Source organism: Clostridium neonatale, from assembly GCF_001458595.1.
Taxonomy (GTDB): Bacteria; Bacillota; Clostridia; order Clostridiales; family Clostridiaceae; genus Clostridium; species Clostridium neonatale.
On record NZ_LN890326.1, the window covers coordinates 71,871 to 89,414 of the forward strand.

Annotated in this window: 17 protein-coding genes and 1 pseudogene; 3 read left to right on the forward strand and 15 right to left on the reverse strand. The window is 28.8% G+C overall.

Annotation, left to right across the window (positions count from 1 at the left end):
- Positions 1 to 3 precede the first annotated feature (3 nt).
- Together BN2920_RS02310 and BN2920_RS02315 are read right to left on the reverse strand one after the other, a co-directional pair.
- Positions 4 to 1,278 (reverse strand): PTS sugar transporter subunit IIC, encoded by a 1,275-nt coding sequence (locus tag BN2920_RS02310; protein WP_058293427.1) that lies wholly within the window; start codon positions 1,276 to 1,278, stop codon positions 4 to 6.
- A 14-nt stretch (positions 1,279 to 1,292) separates the two neighbouring features.
- Positions 1,293 to 1,604, reverse strand: a complete 312-nt coding sequence (locus BN2920_RS02315) for a PTS sugar transporter subunit IIB (RefSeq protein ID WP_172437847.1) — start codon at positions 1,602 to 1,604, stop codon at positions 1,293 to 1,295.
- Between the two features lie 242 nt (positions 1,605 to 1,846).
- Between BN2920_RS02315 and BN2920_RS02320 the strand changes: the two genes are divergently transcribed.
- Positions 1,847 to 3,745, forward strand: coding sequence for a BglG family transcription antiterminator (locus BN2920_RS02320; RefSeq protein WP_058293428.1), 1,899 nt, complete (start codon positions 1,847 to 1,849; stop codon positions 3,743 to 3,745).
- A gap of 127 nt (positions 3,746 to 3,872) precedes the next feature.
- Here the strand turns inward: BN2920_RS02320 and BN2920_RS02325 are convergent, their stop codons facing one another.
- The 3 genes from BN2920_RS02325 to BN2920_RS02335 all read right to left on the reverse strand — a co-directional run bounded on the left by BN2920_RS02325 (position 3,873) and on the right by BN2920_RS02335 (position 5,560).
- A complete protein-coding gene (locus BN2920_RS02325) occupies positions 3,873 to 4,115 on the reverse strand; it encodes a hypothetical protein (protein WP_058293429.1) in 243 nt (80 codons plus the stop codon).
- Positions 4,116 to 4,270: 155 nt separating this feature from the next.
- Complete coding sequence (locus BN2920_RS02330; protein ID WP_058293430.1) at positions 4,271 to 4,678, reverse strand: VOC family protein; 408 nt, start codon at positions 4,676 to 4,678, stop codon at positions 4,271 to 4,273.
- 48 nt (positions 4,679 to 4,726) lie between these two features.
- A complete protein-coding gene (locus BN2920_RS02335) occupies positions 4,727 to 5,560 on the reverse strand; it encodes a helix-turn-helix domain-containing protein (protein ID WP_058293431.1) in 834 nt (277 codons plus the stop codon).
- A 470-nt stretch (positions 5,561 to 6,030) separates the two neighbouring features.
- Between BN2920_RS02335 and BN2920_RS02340 the strand changes: the two genes are divergently transcribed.
- Complete coding sequence (locus BN2920_RS02340) at positions 6,031 to 6,555, forward strand: hypothetical protein (RefSeq protein ID WP_058293432.1); 525 nt, start codon at positions 6,031 to 6,033, stop codon at positions 6,553 to 6,555.
- 156 nt (positions 6,556 to 6,711) lie between these two features.
- On the forward strand, positions 6,712 to 6,900 hold the full coding sequence (locus BN2920_RS02345; RefSeq protein WP_058293433.1) for a YvrJ family protein: 189 nt from the start codon (positions 6,712 to 6,714) through the stop codon (positions 6,898 to 6,900).
- Positions 6,901 to 7,074: 174 nt separating this feature from the next.
- Here BN2920_RS02345 and BN2920_RS02350 read toward each other — a convergent pair whose 3' ends face one another.
- The 10 genes and pseudogenes from BN2920_RS02350 to nagA form a co-directional block, all read right to left on the reverse strand.
- Positions 7,075 to 7,656, reverse strand: coding sequence for a zinc dependent phospholipase C family protein (locus tag BN2920_RS02350; RefSeq protein WP_058293434.1), 582 nt, complete (start codon positions 7,654 to 7,656; stop codon positions 7,075 to 7,077).
- 160 nt (positions 7,657 to 7,816) lie between these two features.
- On the reverse strand, positions 7,817 to 8,542 hold the full coding sequence (gene nagB, locus BN2920_RS02355; RefSeq protein WP_058293435.1) for a glucosamine-6-phosphate deaminase: 726 nt from the start codon (positions 8,540 to 8,542) through the stop codon (positions 7,817 to 7,819).
- A 105-nt stretch (positions 8,543 to 8,647) separates the two neighbouring features.
- Positions 8,648 to 9,940 carry a PTS sugar transporter subunit IIC gene (locus BN2920_RS02360; protein ID WP_058293436.1) on the reverse strand — a complete coding sequence of 431 codons (1,293 nt, stop codon included), beginning with the start codon at positions 9,938 to 9,940 and terminating at the stop codon, positions 8,648 to 8,650.
- A 24-nt stretch (positions 9,941 to 9,964) separates the two neighbouring features.
- Positions 9,965 to 11,056: a DUF871 domain-containing protein gene (locus tag BN2920_RS02365; protein WP_058293437.1), complete on the reverse strand. Its 1,092-nt coding sequence runs from the start codon at positions 11,054 to 11,056 to the stop codon at positions 9,965 to 9,967.
- A gap of 12 nt (positions 11,057 to 11,068) precedes the next feature.
- Positions 11,069 to 11,962, reverse strand: a complete 894-nt coding sequence (locus BN2920_RS02370; protein ID WP_058293438.1) for an N-acetylglucosamine kinase — start codon at positions 11,960 to 11,962, stop codon at positions 11,069 to 11,071.
- A gap of 38 nt (positions 11,963 to 12,000) precedes the next feature.
- Positions 12,001 to 12,306: a PTS sugar transporter subunit IIA gene (locus BN2920_RS02375; RefSeq protein WP_058293439.1), complete on the reverse strand. Its 306-nt coding sequence runs from the start codon at positions 12,304 to 12,306 to the stop codon at positions 12,001 to 12,003.
- Positions 12,307 to 12,352: 46 nt separating this feature from the next.
- Positions 12,353 to 12,712 (reverse strand): PTS sugar transporter subunit IIB, encoded by a 360-nt coding sequence (locus BN2920_RS02380; RefSeq protein ID WP_083498697.1) that lies wholly within the window; start codon positions 12,710 to 12,712, stop codon positions 12,353 to 12,355.
- A 152-nt stretch (positions 12,713 to 12,864) separates the two neighbouring features.
- Positions 12,865 to 14,823 (reverse strand): PRD domain-containing protein, encoded by a 1,959-nt coding sequence (locus tag BN2920_RS02385; RefSeq protein ID WP_083498690.1) that lies wholly within the window; start codon positions 14,821 to 14,823, stop codon positions 12,865 to 12,867.
- Between the two features lie 61 nt (positions 14,824 to 14,884).
- Positions 14,885 to 15,856, reverse strand: a pseudogene (locus tag BN2920_RS02390) (sigma 54-interacting transcriptional regulator); the annotation flags it as partial.
- Positions 15,857 to 16,010: 154 nt separating this feature from the next.
- The gene (gene nagA, locus BN2920_RS02395; RefSeq protein ID WP_058293441.1) at positions 16,011 to 17,138 is read right to left on the reverse strand and encodes an N-acetylglucosamine-6-phosphate deacetylase; all 1,128 of its coding nucleotides are present in this window, start codon (positions 17,136 to 17,138) and stop codon (positions 16,011 to 16,013) included.
- Positions 17,139 to 17,544 lie beyond the last annotated feature (406 nt).

Consider the following 17,544-nt stretch of genomic DNA (forward strand, 5'->3'; position numbering starts at 1 on the left):
CTCCTATTCTTGTACAGCTAATTTTTTTGCAGCCTTTTTTGATGCTTTTTGTTTTTCTCGTTCAGCATCTTTAGTAACTTCAAATTTTTCTGATGCTTTAAAAAATGGATACCAGATTAATGTTGCTAAGACTATATTGATCAGTACTAAAATTACATTTCTAAAATCTCCACCAGACATCATAAATGCAGAAATAGCATTTGGTAAAAAGTTCATATCAAAGTTTACATAATTTATAGTACCCCAACCAAATTGGAACCATAAATAAGAGAATCCTGGAAGAATTATACTAATTAAAACAACTGGAATAAACATAAATGGATTATTAACAACAGTACCATAAACTAATGGTTCATTAATATTGAAAATAGAAGGTATAATTGTCGCTCTACCTAATAATTTATATTTTTTACTTTTTGAAAATAACATCATAAAAGCTAAAGGAAGTGTTGCCAATTGTCCTCCAATATGATGATAACGGCTAAAACCATAAGCATAAATATTTGTAGCAGTTCCTCCAGCAGCAACCATAGCAGCATTTTCAGCAATGGCTGCTTGTGTAATAGAACGTGTTACAGGCGTGAAAACCCAGCCACTAATACCAAAAAAGTAGAAAATATTTTGTAAGAAACAAATCAAAATTACACCAGGTAAGCTTTGTGCAAACCCTTTAATAGGACTCATAACAACTTGTACCATTGCAAACACATCAATATTAAATGTAAATGTTAGTAAATAACCAGCCAATAAACTTAGAAAGATTGAGATAATATTGTCAAACCAATTCTTAACAAAGTCTGGAATTACACTATCTTCTCCAAAGAAAGAAAACCTTACCATACATTTATAAATAAATGCTACAATAAATCCTATAAACATTGATGTAAACATACCGCCTGCACCAAATTGTGATATATTAAATAGAGTTCCTTCAGCAACTGTCTTTGCATTCATACATAACATGAATGCTCCAATACCAGTAAATCCAGCAATCATTGCTCTATCTTTCTTTTCCTCTTTAACTAATGTATTATAAGGAATAATAAATACAACAAAGAGACCTATTAATCCAAAGGAATATGTATTAAGTGGTGTTAAATCTGGTAAGCTTGGTACAAAACGTCTAAGAATAGACCATAAACTTGGAATTGTACTTACCATTGAAAATGGTACGATATATAAAATCGCATCAGCAATAATACTAAACCAATAACTATTTGTGATTTTGTTGATGATTGGAACTAAATAAGTTTCAATCCATGCTTGTATTGCTTTCATGACTTCTCCCCCTCTTACTCTTCATTATAAAATTCAATCGCTTCATCTAAAATGCTTTCCCCATCTAATGATGCATAATAATCTGAATCAATAGAAGTTACTTTAACATGATGATCCTTTAATTCTTCTTGGTATTTTGGAACTTCAGCAGCAAAATGAGGTCCAAGTAAAAGAACATCAATTTTATCTGCATACTCCATAACTTGAGATTTGCTAACTGCATTGACCTTAACATCTAATCCTCTTGCTTTAGCAGACTTTCTCATATTTGCAGCCATAAAACCTGTTGAAGCACCAATTCCGCAAGCTAATAAAATTCTAATCATAATTCATTCTCTCCTTTATACATTTAATCTTTATTACTGCTCTCCTTTTCCTTTATTTGCTTTCATTGTATAATCAATTTAAAATAATATATAACATATTTTTTTCCGCATACACTGCAATATATCGAAATTACCTACATAATAGAAAATTCTTTATTAGCAATTTATAGTTAAAAATTTGTATTATTATAATGTAAACAATGTCATTTATATACTGTTTATTGGGAAGGGGGGAATTAGTCATGAAAAATATGAGGATAGACACGCTAATTAATGTTTTAGAAGAAACAAATGATGATATATCATCTACATCATTGGCTAAAATTATAGGCGTTAGCGAAAAGACAGTAAGAAATTATATAAAAGAGATTAACCAACAAGAAATATATAATATTCAATCTTCCAAAAATGGATATAGATTAATAAAAATGTCCGAAAATCCTAATGATTTTACTATAAATAGTATAGAATACAGAGAGAATTATCTTATTTCTAAACTTTTAACGAACAAAAATGGAATTTCAATATTTGAGGTGGCAGAAGAATTATCAGTAAGCGAAAGCACAATTATTAATAATGTACTACCTAAAATTAAGAGGTTGGCAAATAAATTTCAATTATCAATTCAATCACATAATTATCAATATAGTCTAATTGGAAAAGAAAATCAAAAGAGAAAATTCATCGGTTATATAGCTACTCATAATAGCTATGGATACTTCACTTCAACTGAAACATTAGAAAAATTATTTCCTTCTATAGACATTAGAAAAACCTTAAATCAATTACATAATATTTGTCAACAATCTAATTTATTCCTCAATGATTACTCTATGAATAACTTTTTGATTCATATTTTAATTATGTGGATTAGAGTGCAATCAAATAATACAATCAGTGTAGTAGATAATTACAAAAGTATTGAAAATATTATTTCTTTTTCTGAGCAAAAAGAAGACATAATTAAATTAGCCGATTTAATTCAATCACTATTTGTTGATATCCATTTCTCAATTCCACAAAATGAATATCAACAGATAATTGCATTAATAACTCTATCTATTGATAATAGTTATAACAATTTAAAGAATTTAATTGAACCCAAATTTATGGATAACATATTAGAGATAGCAAAAGAAGTTTCAACACGCTTTGATATACCTGAATTCGATCATAGTTTTCTAATGCAATTTTCTAGACATATGTATACTGCCTATCACAGGGCAAAAATGAATATGAGTTATCCTAACCCTATAGCACATCAAATCAAATTGGATTATACTCCTGTATACGATATGAGTGTTTATTTTGCTCATAAATTTTCAACAATTTATAATATAACATTAAATGAAGACGAGATTGCTTTCATAGCACTTCATTTTGGTGCATATCTAGAAAATAATAAAAATAAATTAGATATGACATCATGTATCATAATATGTGAAAAATATCATAATATCACTAAAAAACTAGTATCTAAAATCAAGCTTAACTTTCAAAGTGACCTTATTATTTTAGATATTATGTCATTAGATCACTATCTTTCCATTAAGCCTCAAAGTGATTTATTAATTACAACTATTGAAACCACAATACCATATCCTTATAAGATACTTATAAATCCAATTTTGACTAAACAAAATATACGGGATATATGGCAAGGTATAGAACAAATTGAGGAAAAAAAATCATTAAAAAAAGGAAAATTTTTTTTAGAAAAAGCTTTATCCGATTGCTTATATGCAAGAAATGTTTCTTTTAATAACGTCGAAGAATATATTAGATTCATGGGCAATATTTGCTATACAAATGATTATATTTCGCCAGAGTTTATTGATGATGTATTATTGAGAGAAGCTGTTTCATCTACTGCTTTTACAAATTTCGTTGCTATTCCTCATACAATAAGTCTATATGCAAAAAGTTCATTTATATTTATATTACATAACGACTCACCAATTAATTGGAATAATAAAAAGGTTAATTTTATTTTAATGATAGGTATTGCTGAAAGTGATATAAGCTCTTTTAATGATACACTTAATTTTTTGATAGATATATTCTCTTCAACTCAAAAAACATTGAAGATTATGAATACAAATACTTTTGATGATTTTAAAGAAACCCTTATGAATTTATAATATGAATTGTCAAGCGAAGTAAACAATTAACTTATTCTTTTTTTATGCTTCATGGTATTTCTCTATAATAAATTCCATCATAAAAATAACAGCTCCAAGTTTACGTTTCCCTTGGAGCTGTTTATTTTTATTCAAAATCAAAATTATTCACAATCTCTGTAGTTTTATCCACATAATTTTCAACAGCTTGGTCAATTTCATCACAAATATATTTTAAACTGCATCCTTCACATTTATTAAGTATGCCTTCCTCTAACAAAGAGCATTTTAAGTCATCCTCAAAAGTGGAATTTCTAATAGCGAGAGCTATTTGCTTTTTATCATATACCTCTCCTTCTTCTGATTTAATTTTAATTTCATTCTTAAACATATCCACAACACACTCCATAATTTATTTGCAGCTTAAAAATTTATTCAATAGCTAGTATCTGTAAAACCACCACTTCTTCAAATAGAAGTTAACTGTTACACACTAATGAATAGGCTAAACTTAATCTGCTACTATTATGGATATATGTTTTAAACTTAAACATTACTGGCATCATTCAATTCAAACAGATTTCCTTCTGGATCTCTGAAATAGGTGCAACGCATCCCCCATGCTTCAATGTGTTGTGGTTCTCCAAGAAACATCACCCCTGCTTCTTTCAGACGCAGATAATCTCCATCTAAGTCAAGTGTTGGGATGACTGCCACAACAGTATCTGGCTGTGTGCTGACATTTGGTTGTTCATACCCTTGAAACATTGGCATAGCTTCTCCTGCAAAAATAGCAAAGCAAGGTGGTGTATTGTTACTTGTGGCAAAAGAGGTGTACGGTCCATTTCTATCGCCCCAAACTGCAATCAAGCCAATTTTCTCTGTGTAAAAGTCAAAGCATTCTCCATAATTTTTTCGCACTAGAATACGAATTGTTGTTTCATTAAATTTCATTTCTATAACTCCTCTCTTTTTGTTTAATATTACAAAGATATTATAGATTTAAAATTTTGCTATTTCACTGTAAAAATCGGACATATTATTTCTATATTCTTGAGGTGTAATACCACATACAATTTTAAAATCTTTTACAAAGTGAGAAACATCATAATATCCTAGTTTCTCACATATGAAAGCTAATCCATTTTCTTTTTTATTTAGAAGCTGAATAGCTTTGTTTATTCTCACTAATCTGGAAAAGAATTTCATACTCATACCGAGATATAGATTAAACAACCGATTTAGGTGTCTTGAACAATAAAAGACATTATTTGAAATTTCTATAGAAGTCATAACCCCTTCCATTTGAATGATGCCTTTGATAGCAAGTTCAAGCTCCTTAGGATATCGAACTTTAGTACTTAGAATTAGTTTTTTTTCAAATTCCAGTAATAATTCATCTACAGATAAAGAAGTTATAAAAATATTTCGCATTGCTATATCCAATGAATTATCAATCAATGAAAATGGTATAATCTGGTCAGTCAGTTTCTTTTGATTTATTTTGGTAAAAGGAAAAAATCCTGCTGGTTGAAATTCAATAATGAATATGGCATCACATTTATTTGCAATATCACCTACTTTGATTGACTTTGTGGTTGGTCCAAATAAAAAACTATAAAGTTCAGCATTGTAATTGAATAGTACAAGAGTAGCACTACCATGAGGCATAATAGTATAATCATCTGAAATAATTGATTTATTAGGAAAGCTGATTGTGAAATTGGATATCAAGCTCCTAAGTTGCTCACATGGTAATAAGTAGACAAAATTTTCTTCACGAATAAGTATCTTTCTACCTGTAGATATATTCTCAAGACTTCTCTTATTTATCATTTTCTCTTTTTTCCTTTTTTTAGATTTGTTAACTAAAATCACTCATATACATATATGATACATATCATTTAAGAACTTTAAAAGAAGTTTTACCTAATAATATATAAAAAATTATTCACAATCTCTGTAGTTTTATCCACATAATTTTCAAAAACTTGGTCAATTCCATCACAAATATATTTTAAGTCACCCTTCACACTTATTAAATATGCCCTTAGCCAGCATTTTATAAGCAAATTCTTATATTCTTGAGTTCTCATATTCTTAAATTCTAAAAAATATAAATTCTTAAATTCTTAAGAACTTTAGATTTTATAATAAATACTCATATATCTTTTAAGAGGGTACATAAAAATATCTCTAAGAAACTTCCAAAGAAAGATACAAATAATGCATAGGAAAATGATATCAAATATAACGAAGAATACTTGAAAATATTATTTAAGAACTGCTAAAGGAGGATATAGTTTATGCCTAAGAAAAGAACATCAAAGGTTGTTAAAAATGATTTTGAATATGATGAAGGTGAAGTATGTGGATTTACCAGTGAAGTTCCTACAGATGGTAATTGTATATCTTCCTTTTCTTTCGATGATGATTCTGATGTTAAAGATTTTGAAACTAACTCCAAATCTAATATTAATACTCATATTAGAACAGATAATAAGCCCAATTCTAAAATTGATACTATTTCATCTAGTAACACCAATAATCAAAATAGCATAACTGATTCTATTAGAATCAAAAATCCTCGTATCTCTACAAAAGAAATATTTGATAACAGAAGGACTCCACTTCCTAATGGTGCTGCCCCTGCTATTGATGGTGAAACTCCAACTATAAAAAGAAGTTACACTCTTAGAAGCTCCACAATAAGAAAAATAAATGAATTAAAAAGTATACATCCTGACATTAATGTATGTGTAAGCACAATAGTTGATATAGCTATAGATTGCTACTATAACCACATTGTAAATGAAGGTGGAAATCAATAACTGAATTTTTAATATATATGTTCTAATTATGATTCTTCATTTGAATCTACGCTGAAGCTAGTTAGGATTTATATGCTGAATGTAGAAAATTTATTAGAACTTATATATGAAATAATATTTTTTCTATCATATATCCTTTATAGGAGGTGAAAAATTATGGAGGTAAATGAACTTATGAATCTTATTGTTAATAATGGTTTTGCTATAGCTGTTGCTGCATATTTGCTGATTCGCTTGGAAAAACAGATTAATAACTTATCTAATTCAATTAACAAATTAAATACCATAATATCAACCAAGCTTGGAGTTGTTATAGATAATGATGATTCTGATAAAATAGCTTGAGAAAAAGGCATGAAACACTTTAAATAATTTTCAAAGTGTTTCATGCCTTTAAACTTGTCTACATTTAAAATTACAACTTCCCAAGTATTAAGTAATTTAAATCGAAATATTTTATATTTTCATATACATAAAAAATCAAAAAAATTGCCTAAATTTTAGGCAATTTTTTTGATTTTATATAACCTTTTTAATCTTACTTTCATTAGTAAGTACATTATTTAAAATCATATTTAAGATACTGTCACAAACATAGTATGCGAACGTTAGATCATTATTAAAATCTATCACACTCTCATATTGCTTTTGTAAATCTATCAAAAAATCTTTAGTGGCATTTGGATTTATTTTCGCAGTTAATATACCTCCCGGTATAAATGTTTTGCTTTTTTTAGCTAATCTCTTCTCATATAACATATGATCTTTCATTATTTTTGTACTAGTACATTCCCATCTATAATAATGTGGAGCACAAAAATAATCACATAAAAAATGGCAAACAACACCTAATTCTTCACTGAACTTAGCCATCGTCATTCCATAGTGTACATCATATATAGTAAGAGATGATAAATATAATATCTTATTAATTACCATATCTATACTTTCATCAAAATAGTGTCTTATACGTTTATATTGTGGAACACAGTCTGGTTTTACGTTCCCCCATATAAATCTATTTTTATTAATTAGAGAGATAGCTTCGGTATTAGAATACTTAAGTATATTCCCTCCCATTAGTTTATGATTATTTATCATCAAGATTTAATCACATCCTTCATTCTCTAATTACAATAATAATATTAAAATAACATAATCATTTCAATGCAAATTTTATTACTAAATTGTAAATTTAATATATATTATTATAATAATACTATATCAGGATGTTTACAATAAATTCATAATTAAAAATTTATTAAATTAATTTACTAACTTCTTCTTCCATTAATATAGTTACATCTCTATGCATATTAAGCATAGTTGATGGATTATTAGTTGTGATCACACCTTTTAATAATTCTCTTACAACATCAGCTTTGTTTGTTCCTTTAACTATTAAAATTATTTTTTTTGATTTTAAAATTTGACCTAATCCCATAGTTATTGCTTCTGTTGGCACATCTTCTATTTTATCAAAAAATCTTGAATTCGCTTCTATAGTACTTTGTGTTAATCCAGTTTTATGTGTACCTGCTATTAATACTTCATCAGGTTCATTAAATCCTATATGGCCATTAACGCCAATTCCAAGTATTTGTACATCAATTCCACCTAGCTCGTCAATTTTCTTATCATAGTTCTTAGCTTCTTCTTCAATATTTTCTGCTACACCACTTGGTACAAAAGTTCTTTCCTTATTAATATTAATATGATCGAATAATTTGTTATTCATGAAATATCTATAGCTTTGTGGATTATCTCCATTTAAACCTATATATTCATCTAAATTAATAGTTGTAACATTTGAGAAATCTATTTCTCCATTTCTATTCATTTCAATAAGATTATTGTATAAACCTTCAGGAGTACTTCCTGTTGCTAATCCTAATACAGAGTTTGGTTTTTCATTAACAGTCTCTTTAATCATGTTTGCTGCTAACTTACTCATTTCATTATAATCTTTTGTAATAATAACTTTCATAACATATCCCTGCTTTCTTTATATTCTTAATATTTATGTAGAATCTTAGCTAAAGTTTTATCATTTAAACTTTAGCTAAGATTTCTTCAACTCAACTTAATACTGTTATACTGTTACTTGATTTTCTACTTTATTAGCTGCTGCATTTTCTTGCTTAGCTGCCATAGCTACAAATGGAAGATATATTACCACTGCTGCTGCTAGACAAATAAGTGCTGTTATACCACCTCTGATTGAGTTAGTAGAAAGTATTGCCCCTAGAATTGGTGGTGTTGTCCAACCAGCCATAACTACAACTTTTGGAGCAAATCCGATTGCTGTTAATGCATAAGCTATTACTGTACATGCCATAGGTGCTAATATAAATGGTACAAAATAAATTGGATTTAATATTATTGGCATACCAAAAATTACTGGTTCGTTAATATTGAAACATCCTGGTGCTATACCTAAACCTACCATCATTTTTTGTTGCGCACTCTTTCTTTTTGCAATTATTAATATTGCTATAAGTAACGCAATTGTTGTTCCAGATCCACCCATGTTTACATATGAATCTATAAATTGACTGTTTAGTATATATTCAGCTGGCTTACCATTTGCAAAAGCTTCTGTATTTAATATAGTTAATGGTAATAATAATGCATTTATAATTGGAGCCATGATATTTGAACCATGTAAACCAAAGAACCATAATAAATGAATCATAAATACTATTACTAGAACTCCGCCTAAGCTTCCAGCTACACCTTGAAGTGGTGCTTGAATAACATTAAATAAAGCTTGGTGTATATCTGGCAATCCTAATACTTTAAATATTTCTAAAATTCCTGCTGTAACACATAGAACTACAATAGATGGAATTAATGCTGCAAAAGATTTTGCTACTGCTGGTGGCACACCATCAGGCATTTTTATTACTAACTTAGGATTTCCTATTAACTTAACAAAGATTTCTGTTGCAATAATTGCAACTATAATAGCAACAAACAAACCTTGTGAACCTACAAAAGTAAGTGGTAATGTACCATCTTCTGTTGTTTTATATAACATCCATGATGCTGCTACTGATACAACACCTGCTGATAAGCCATCTTTATCATAAGATCTTGCTAAATGATATGATATTGAAAAAACTACCAATATTGACATAAGTCCAAATGAAGCATTCCAGATGTCACCACCAAAGTTCTTCCAGTTGGCTGGTAATAACCAATTCATAAAGTTTTGATAGAACTCAAACCCTAAATTATTAAATAATGTAGCAAAGGCACCAGCCATAATTAATGGAGTTAAAGTAGCAAATCCATCACGAATTGCAACTAAATGTCTTTGTGATCCTATTTTAGCCGCTATTGGAATAAAATGTTCTTCCATCCATTCAAAAAACTTATTCATAATATATTCTCCCCTTTATTAATATTATTTTTCTTCTATAAAACCAAAACTACTCCATGGCTCTATATAATCTAATAGGAATTTTTCTTCGTCAACTATTTTCCCTATAACATTAGTTTTACCTTCGTTTTTCATTTCCTTTAAGGCTATTTGAAGTTCTCCTGCATATCTAGTATACAAATCAGAATCTATCAAAATATCCCCTCTTTGAATATTCGGCGTATTTATAGGAGGAAAACTTTCATTTTTATACTTAACTCTGCTTTGAGTAGATCTTATCATGTACTCAGAAACATCACCTCTATTATAGTGATATTCTTCTAATACAATCTTTCTATCTAACTCTCTAGCACTTTCATCAAATTTGACTTTGAATGTTATTTTTTCCTTATTAAGTTCGCTTAATAATTTTAGTTCCTCTTCACTAGCAAAAGAATTAGCTATTATAATATCATCCACAAAGCCTGTTGCCATTAAATGTTTTGCTTGAACATCAATTGGAAGCTCCCTATGCATTTCTAATGTACATAGTCCCTCTGATACTGGCCAAGGACCATATTTTGCACTTGGAGAATTAACAAATGCTGCTACATTAATCCCTAGTTCTTTAAATTGTTTTGAACATTTAATGAAGTGATCTAATGACAGTCCTGTATATCTATGTGGATAGAAATTATGACATCCATATAAATTATTTAAATTAGCTTTATATGATAATATATTATCTATATATCTTGTACCATTGCTTACATTTAACTCTATTTTCAATCCATATTCATTAAATGACATTATAGCTTCTTCTTGGCCACTAAATCCCATATCTAGTCTTATACCATCTAATCCCATATCTTTGAATACTTTTAAGTCATATATAGATGCGCCTAAATTCTTGAAGATAGTTGGATCTAAATCTGCAATAACTTCCATATTTTCTTCTTTTGCAGCCTTAAGCATAACCTTAAATTCACTTATTACATCATCTACATTCTTATCCGCCACAGATAATAAACATGTAAAAATTCTTTTAAAGCCATATTTTCCTGCCAAATGAATATAATCCACTATTTCATCTATTTCTGTATGATTTGGATAAACCGAAATTCCTAACCTTTTCATTAATAATCACCTCTATTTACTTTGGTTAATGTATATATAGTATGCTCCCTTGGTTGGTGAAATATCATCATCTACTATTTCATCAATACACATATTTTCTCTTAGATAATTTTCAAAAGCGCTTCTAACAACTTTTGCTTTTCTTATTACGCCACCAACTAATGCTACTGAACAACTTTCAAATCCTAACTTTTTGTATAACTTTTCTACTGTTTTAGCTAGTTCTATTCCTTGCTCACATAAAATATTTTTAGATATATAGTCGTCGTCTTCTCCAAGTCTTGCAACTATAGGGGCTATTGATGCAATGTCGTCCTTAGTTGATGAATATACAAATTCAGTAATATCATTAACACATTCAATTTGTAATTTTTCTAATATGCTCTTTGTTAGTTTTGATTGTGGTAATGATTCTTCTTCTTCTTTTATCATTCTTTGGATAGCACATATTGCCACTTTATATCCGCTACCTTCATCACCTAGAAGATTTCCCCATCCACCACATCTTGAAGATCTTCCGCTATTTATACCAAATGCAATTGATCCTGTTCCTGCTATAGTTAGAATTCCATCTTTTCCTTTTAACATAGCTTTTAAAGCAATCTCAGCATCATTCATAACTTCTACTGTTACGTTTATTTGCGACTGTATCTTTTCTTTTATTAACTTAGAATTATTCCCTACTTCTGCTCCAGCTGCCCCGATATAAATTCCATCTAAATCTTCACAACCTAAGTCAGAAGCAATCTCTGTTATCGCATCTGATATATTAGCTAAAGCTATTTCCGTATTGTTTAATAAATTTCCAAAACCTTTTATAGAGCTTTTTATACATTCACCATTTAAGTTATAAGCTGCTGCTTCTGTTTTTGTACCTCCAGCATCAACACCTATTACATACTTCATACTAAACCCTTCTTTCTTACTCAACTGGAAAAGTAATTCTACTTACTTTGAATTATTTCGTGTATATCTATCAATTCTACTGCTAAATCCTTCAAAGTCATACTTGTCATTAAGTGATCTTGTGCATGAACTAATAACAATGATACTTCTGCTTTATTTCCTGCTGCCTCGTTTTGTATTAATGAAGTTTGAACCTTATGAGATTCCACTTGTTCTTTATCTGCTTTCTCAATTAGCTCTTTAGCTTCCTCTATATTACCTCTTTTGGCAGCCTGAATTGCTTCCATTGAATAACTTCTTACTTCACCACTGTGTAATATAAGATTCATTATTATTTCTTCCATAACTATTCTCCTTCTATGCTACGTCCAAATACTCTGTAATATCTTATTATTTAATAAGATCTAATGCTTGTTTTAACACTTTTTCACCATTCATTGTTCCATAATCTACTGCATTTATAACTTCTACTGGTATGCCTTTAGATTCTACACTCTTTTTTATTTTTGATAGTAGAAATCTTACTTGAGGTCCCAACAATATTACGTCTGTATCATCAATTCTGTCTTTTAGTTCAGCTTCTGCAGTTGCATTTATTTCACATTCAATTTTTTGATTTTCTGCTGATGCCTGCATTTTAGATACTAATAAACTTGTCGACATTCCAGCTGAACATACTAATAATATTCTTTTCATGATAACTTCCTCCTTATTATTTTTATTTACACTAATATATATAGCAATTATCATGCCAAAGTCCATAAATCTTATCTTCCATTATAAATGCCTGTAATCGTCATCTTAGGTGTATTATTAACTGTGTAATTTAAGTTATTTAGTGTGTAATATATAAATACACACTCTTTATTTTACACACTATGATGATTATTTTACACAGTTTATTAGTTCTCTATAATCATCCTTACTATATGAGCTAATTCATCATCTCCAACATTAATTTTATAAGTATTTTCGATTAGCTTAAGTGCCTTTTTAACTAATATAAACTCTCTGTTTTTATTATGTCTGTAGTTTTCTAAGTCCTTAAACTTGACTTCTTTCTTTCCATTTACTAATCTTTCTATTAAGAATGCTGTGTGAATTAAAATTCCAATTTTAATTTCATGTTTTATTTTGATTTGCAAACTCTCTTCTATATTAGTTATAGTATCTCTTATATTTGCAACCATATTTTTACAATTGATATCTTTTATGTGTATTTGCCCTTCTAATGATCTTGTAATCTTTAAAAATTCTTGTTCAACTTCAATTAAATTTTCTAATTGTTCAATTCCTTTATTCAAAAACACTTCTTGAGCTGATATAAATGGCACTCCATCTATAAATATATTTACAGTACCAACTATAGCAAGTATTGTGTATTTTTCTTTTAATGTTTTTACTTTCTTCAAAAAGTCCTTTTTATCTAAAATGTTTAATGGTATTACTTTAATCTTGTTAGAATCATTTAAAGATGAAAGTATTCTATCTTTTATTTTTTCTGCTGCACCTTCTCCTGTAAAGCATGTTGTTATTATTGCAAGTTCTTTATCAACTGTATAATCTTCTTTTTCCATCTGTATTGATAATCTTCCTATCTCTTGACAAGAAGTATATATACTTTCAAGATTCCTACCATTTAAAGCCTTTCTTCCCGCTTCAAGTACTGTTAATGTTGTAACCATATCTATTGTTTTTATTTGTATTCCTAACTCACTTGATATAATTTCGCCAAAATTAATTAGAGACCCCATGTCAACCAGCATCAACACGCCTTTATCATTTTTCATTTTTGATATTTCTTCTTTTGCAATTTGAAGCATATCTTCTGCTTTCATTGTTAATGGCATATCTAATGCTTTTACATATTCTTCTCCAATTAATGTATTAGCAACTTCAACCATACTTGTTGCAGTATTTCTTCCATGCATAATTACTAAGACGTTTACCTTTTCTTCAAGCAGCTCATTATTTTCTTCTCTACTGGCTGCTAAAAACATAGTTATATAACCAATTTCATCTAGTGGTGCTTCTATATTAAATTTATTTTCTACTATTTTGACTATTTCCATTGCTACCATAAATTCTTCTCTGTATTGTGCTCTAATTAAGTTGATCTTTGGATGACGTATTTTTATTCCTAATGTCATTCTTTCAATACTTCCTTGCAAATGTAAAGCCAATCCAAAATAAACCTTTTGTTCAAATTCTCTGTTTAGTTTATTTGATGCTATTTGTAACATCTCTTCAACTATATTTATTAGCTTAATATCGACTACTTTTGAAAGTTCACTTTTTTCAATTTCATTACTTAAGCTACTTATATATTTTTTAAAATGTTCTTCTAAATCAATGTTTAAAAGATCATTCATTTTTTCTTCATCTATTCCTTGTGCCTTTAACTCTTCCATTTTCTTTTCTATCATGGAATAAAAGCTTAAGTTCGTTATATCCTTGTCTGAATCATTTTCTAAATTCAGTGGTATTAAAACATCTTCTTTATTTGAAAATTGTACAATATCACTCATATTGTTTGATATTTTTTCTACTTCTTTTCTATGTGACTTTAAATTTATGATTCCTTTTTGAACTCTTGATTGTAGTTCACTTTGATCTATTAATATGAAATTACTTTTATTAACCTTATAATTTAAGAATGCCTTTGCACATGATAATTGTACATCGCTTCTTAATTGCCCTATATTGTTATTACAATCATAAAGCAAAAATGATATTATTGAATTTTTGCTTATATATATGCTCTTTCCGAGTCTAACCGACTCTTCTTTAATGAAAGATTCTAAAAGTAAGTATCTTTCTTCTAATGTTCTCTCTCTTAATGGCGGTAAAATTATTGTCATAGGAATTCTTCTTGTGAAAGTCTTTAAAATAAATTATTGCGGGTCTTCAGTAGTTTCCNTGCCCTATATTGTTATTACAATCATAAAGCAAAAATGATATTATTGAATTTTTGCTTATATATATGCTCTTTCCGAGTCTAACCGACTCTTCTTTAATGAAAGATTCTAAAAGTAAGTATCTTTCTTCTAATGTTCTCTCTCTTAATGGCGGTAAAATTATTGTCATAGGAATTCTTCTAGTGAAAGTCTTTAACATAAATGATTGCGGGTCTTCAGTAGTTGCCGAAATTATTTGAACTTCAGCTTTTATTTGTTCTTCTGTGTCTCCAAGTCTTCTAAACGTTCCTTTATCTATAAATGTAAATAACATTTCCTGACCTTGTGGAGATAATCTATGTATTTCATCAAGAAATAAGATTCCACCATCTGCTTTTTTTAATAGTCCCTCTTTGTCTGAATCCGCACCTGTAAATGCTCCCTTTTTAACTCCAAAGATCTGTGCAACAACTAATTGAGGATTATCAGCATAATCTGCGCAATTAAATCTTATAAATGGTGCATCTTCATCTATAACTCTAGATTCCTTAGCAAATGAATACATCATTTCTGCAAATAATGATTTTCCCACACCAGTTTCACCTAAAATTAATGTATGGAGTCCTCTTGGTGGATAAAGCATTGCTGCTTTAGCTTGCTGTATAGGTAGCTTTAATGATAATTCTGCACCCACAAGTCTATCTAAGCTATCTTTTTTTACAACTAATTCATCTTCTCTTTCTCTTTCTTTTATAACCTCTTCTTCTTTTTCTTTTCCAGTATCAACATCTTTGAGCTTAAAACTACTATATAGAACCGGTCTTCCGTTCGATTTATTAACCCTTTTTTCCTTATATAAATTATTTAAATATCTGCTTACATTGGCTCTATCCATTTTCATATATTCACTAAGCTCATATGCACTTATTCCTCTATTTTTTTTATTTTCTAAATATACTAATGCCTCTATAATTTTCTCTTCTTTTCTTACATCCATATAAGTCCCACCTTGAATAGAAATCTAAAGTATAAGCAGTTTTTAATATAAGCTGTGGCAAAATCCACCTTATCTTTTTACCACAACTTATAAATATTCATAAATTAATCTTTGTTATTTTTTCTTAAATATATTATGTCAAACTACTTATAATTTAGAACTTCTCTTTTCCATTAATAAATACTTTTTTAATGTTTATATTATCGTCAAATAAAATTATATCTGCATCGTATCCTTCTTTTATTAATCCCTTATGATCTTCAACTTTGCAATGTCTTGCGCCATTATATGTTGCCATTTTAACTATTTCATTTAATGGAAGTTTTGAATTCTTATATATGTTTCTTACTGCTTTGTCTAAAGTTAAAACTGATCCAGCTAATACTCCATCTTCAAGTGTAGCAACACCATTTTTAACAGTAACTTTTTGTCCTCCTAATGAATAGTCTCCATCTGGCATACAGCAAGCCATCATAGAATCACTTACAAGTAAAACCTTATCTGTTCCTTTTTGCTTATATGCAACTCTTAAAGCGGGATATGATATGTGAATACCATCTGAAATGGTTTCTGTTGTAATATCTGTATCAAATGTAGCTCCAACAACTCCTGGACTTCTATGTTTGAATCCTGTCATTGCATTATATAAATGTGTGCTATGCGATGCTCCAAGTTTTATTGCCTCTATACACTCTTCATATGTTGCTTTAGTATGCCCTATAGAACATACTATTCCTTTTTCAGAAATATATTGGATTAATTCTCCTGCACCTTCTACTTCTGGGGCTAATGTTACTGATGTAATCACATCTTCATATCCATCGCTTATTTTCTTGAAGTTATCAATAGTTGGTTCTAATACATAATTTCCATTTTGTGCTCCAAGTGCCTCATAACTTATAAAAGGTCCTTCTAAATGCGCTCCTAAAACTTGCGCTCCTTCAGTTCCATTTTCCTTTGATTCTTTTATAGCTTTTAATGAATTTCTTATTTCTTCGATTGAAACAGTCATTGTAGTTGGTGTAAATGATGTAACACCATGTTCTACTATTGCTTTCGAAATTTTATTAATTGATTCGACTGTTCCATCCATGGTATCACATCCACCTGCTCCGTGAATATGTACATCGATAAATCCTGGCGCTAAGTATAATCCCTCAGCATCTAATACATTGTCATCCAACGTATCTGTGTTTATTTCCTTTATCTTTCCATCTTTAATTAATACTGATCCTTTTTCAATCCTATCGTAATATACTATATTGCAATTTTTTATTAACATTAAATCCCCTCCTTTATAAAACTATAAAAAGCAGAACTGGACATTACCACTCTTTAAGTTTATTATAGATTCTTAAGTAATAAATTGCAATAAAATTTATTATCAATATAAATAATTTAGATTTATTCTCACATGTTTACGTTTTTATAATATTTAGCGATAATTTAAATGAATTTATTAAAATTATTTTGTAAGGATAATTGTAATTACCACTTTTTCATTAATTATTCTTAAAATTATATTGTATAATTTATAATAAAATGCACACATAATAAGATTTTCGCCACTAAATATAGAGCAATTCTCACATTCGTCTGTATATATATTTTGAATAAAAAATGTAATTATTCCTCAAATCTACAATATACATTTAAAATATTCACTTAATAACATAAAACTGTACTAG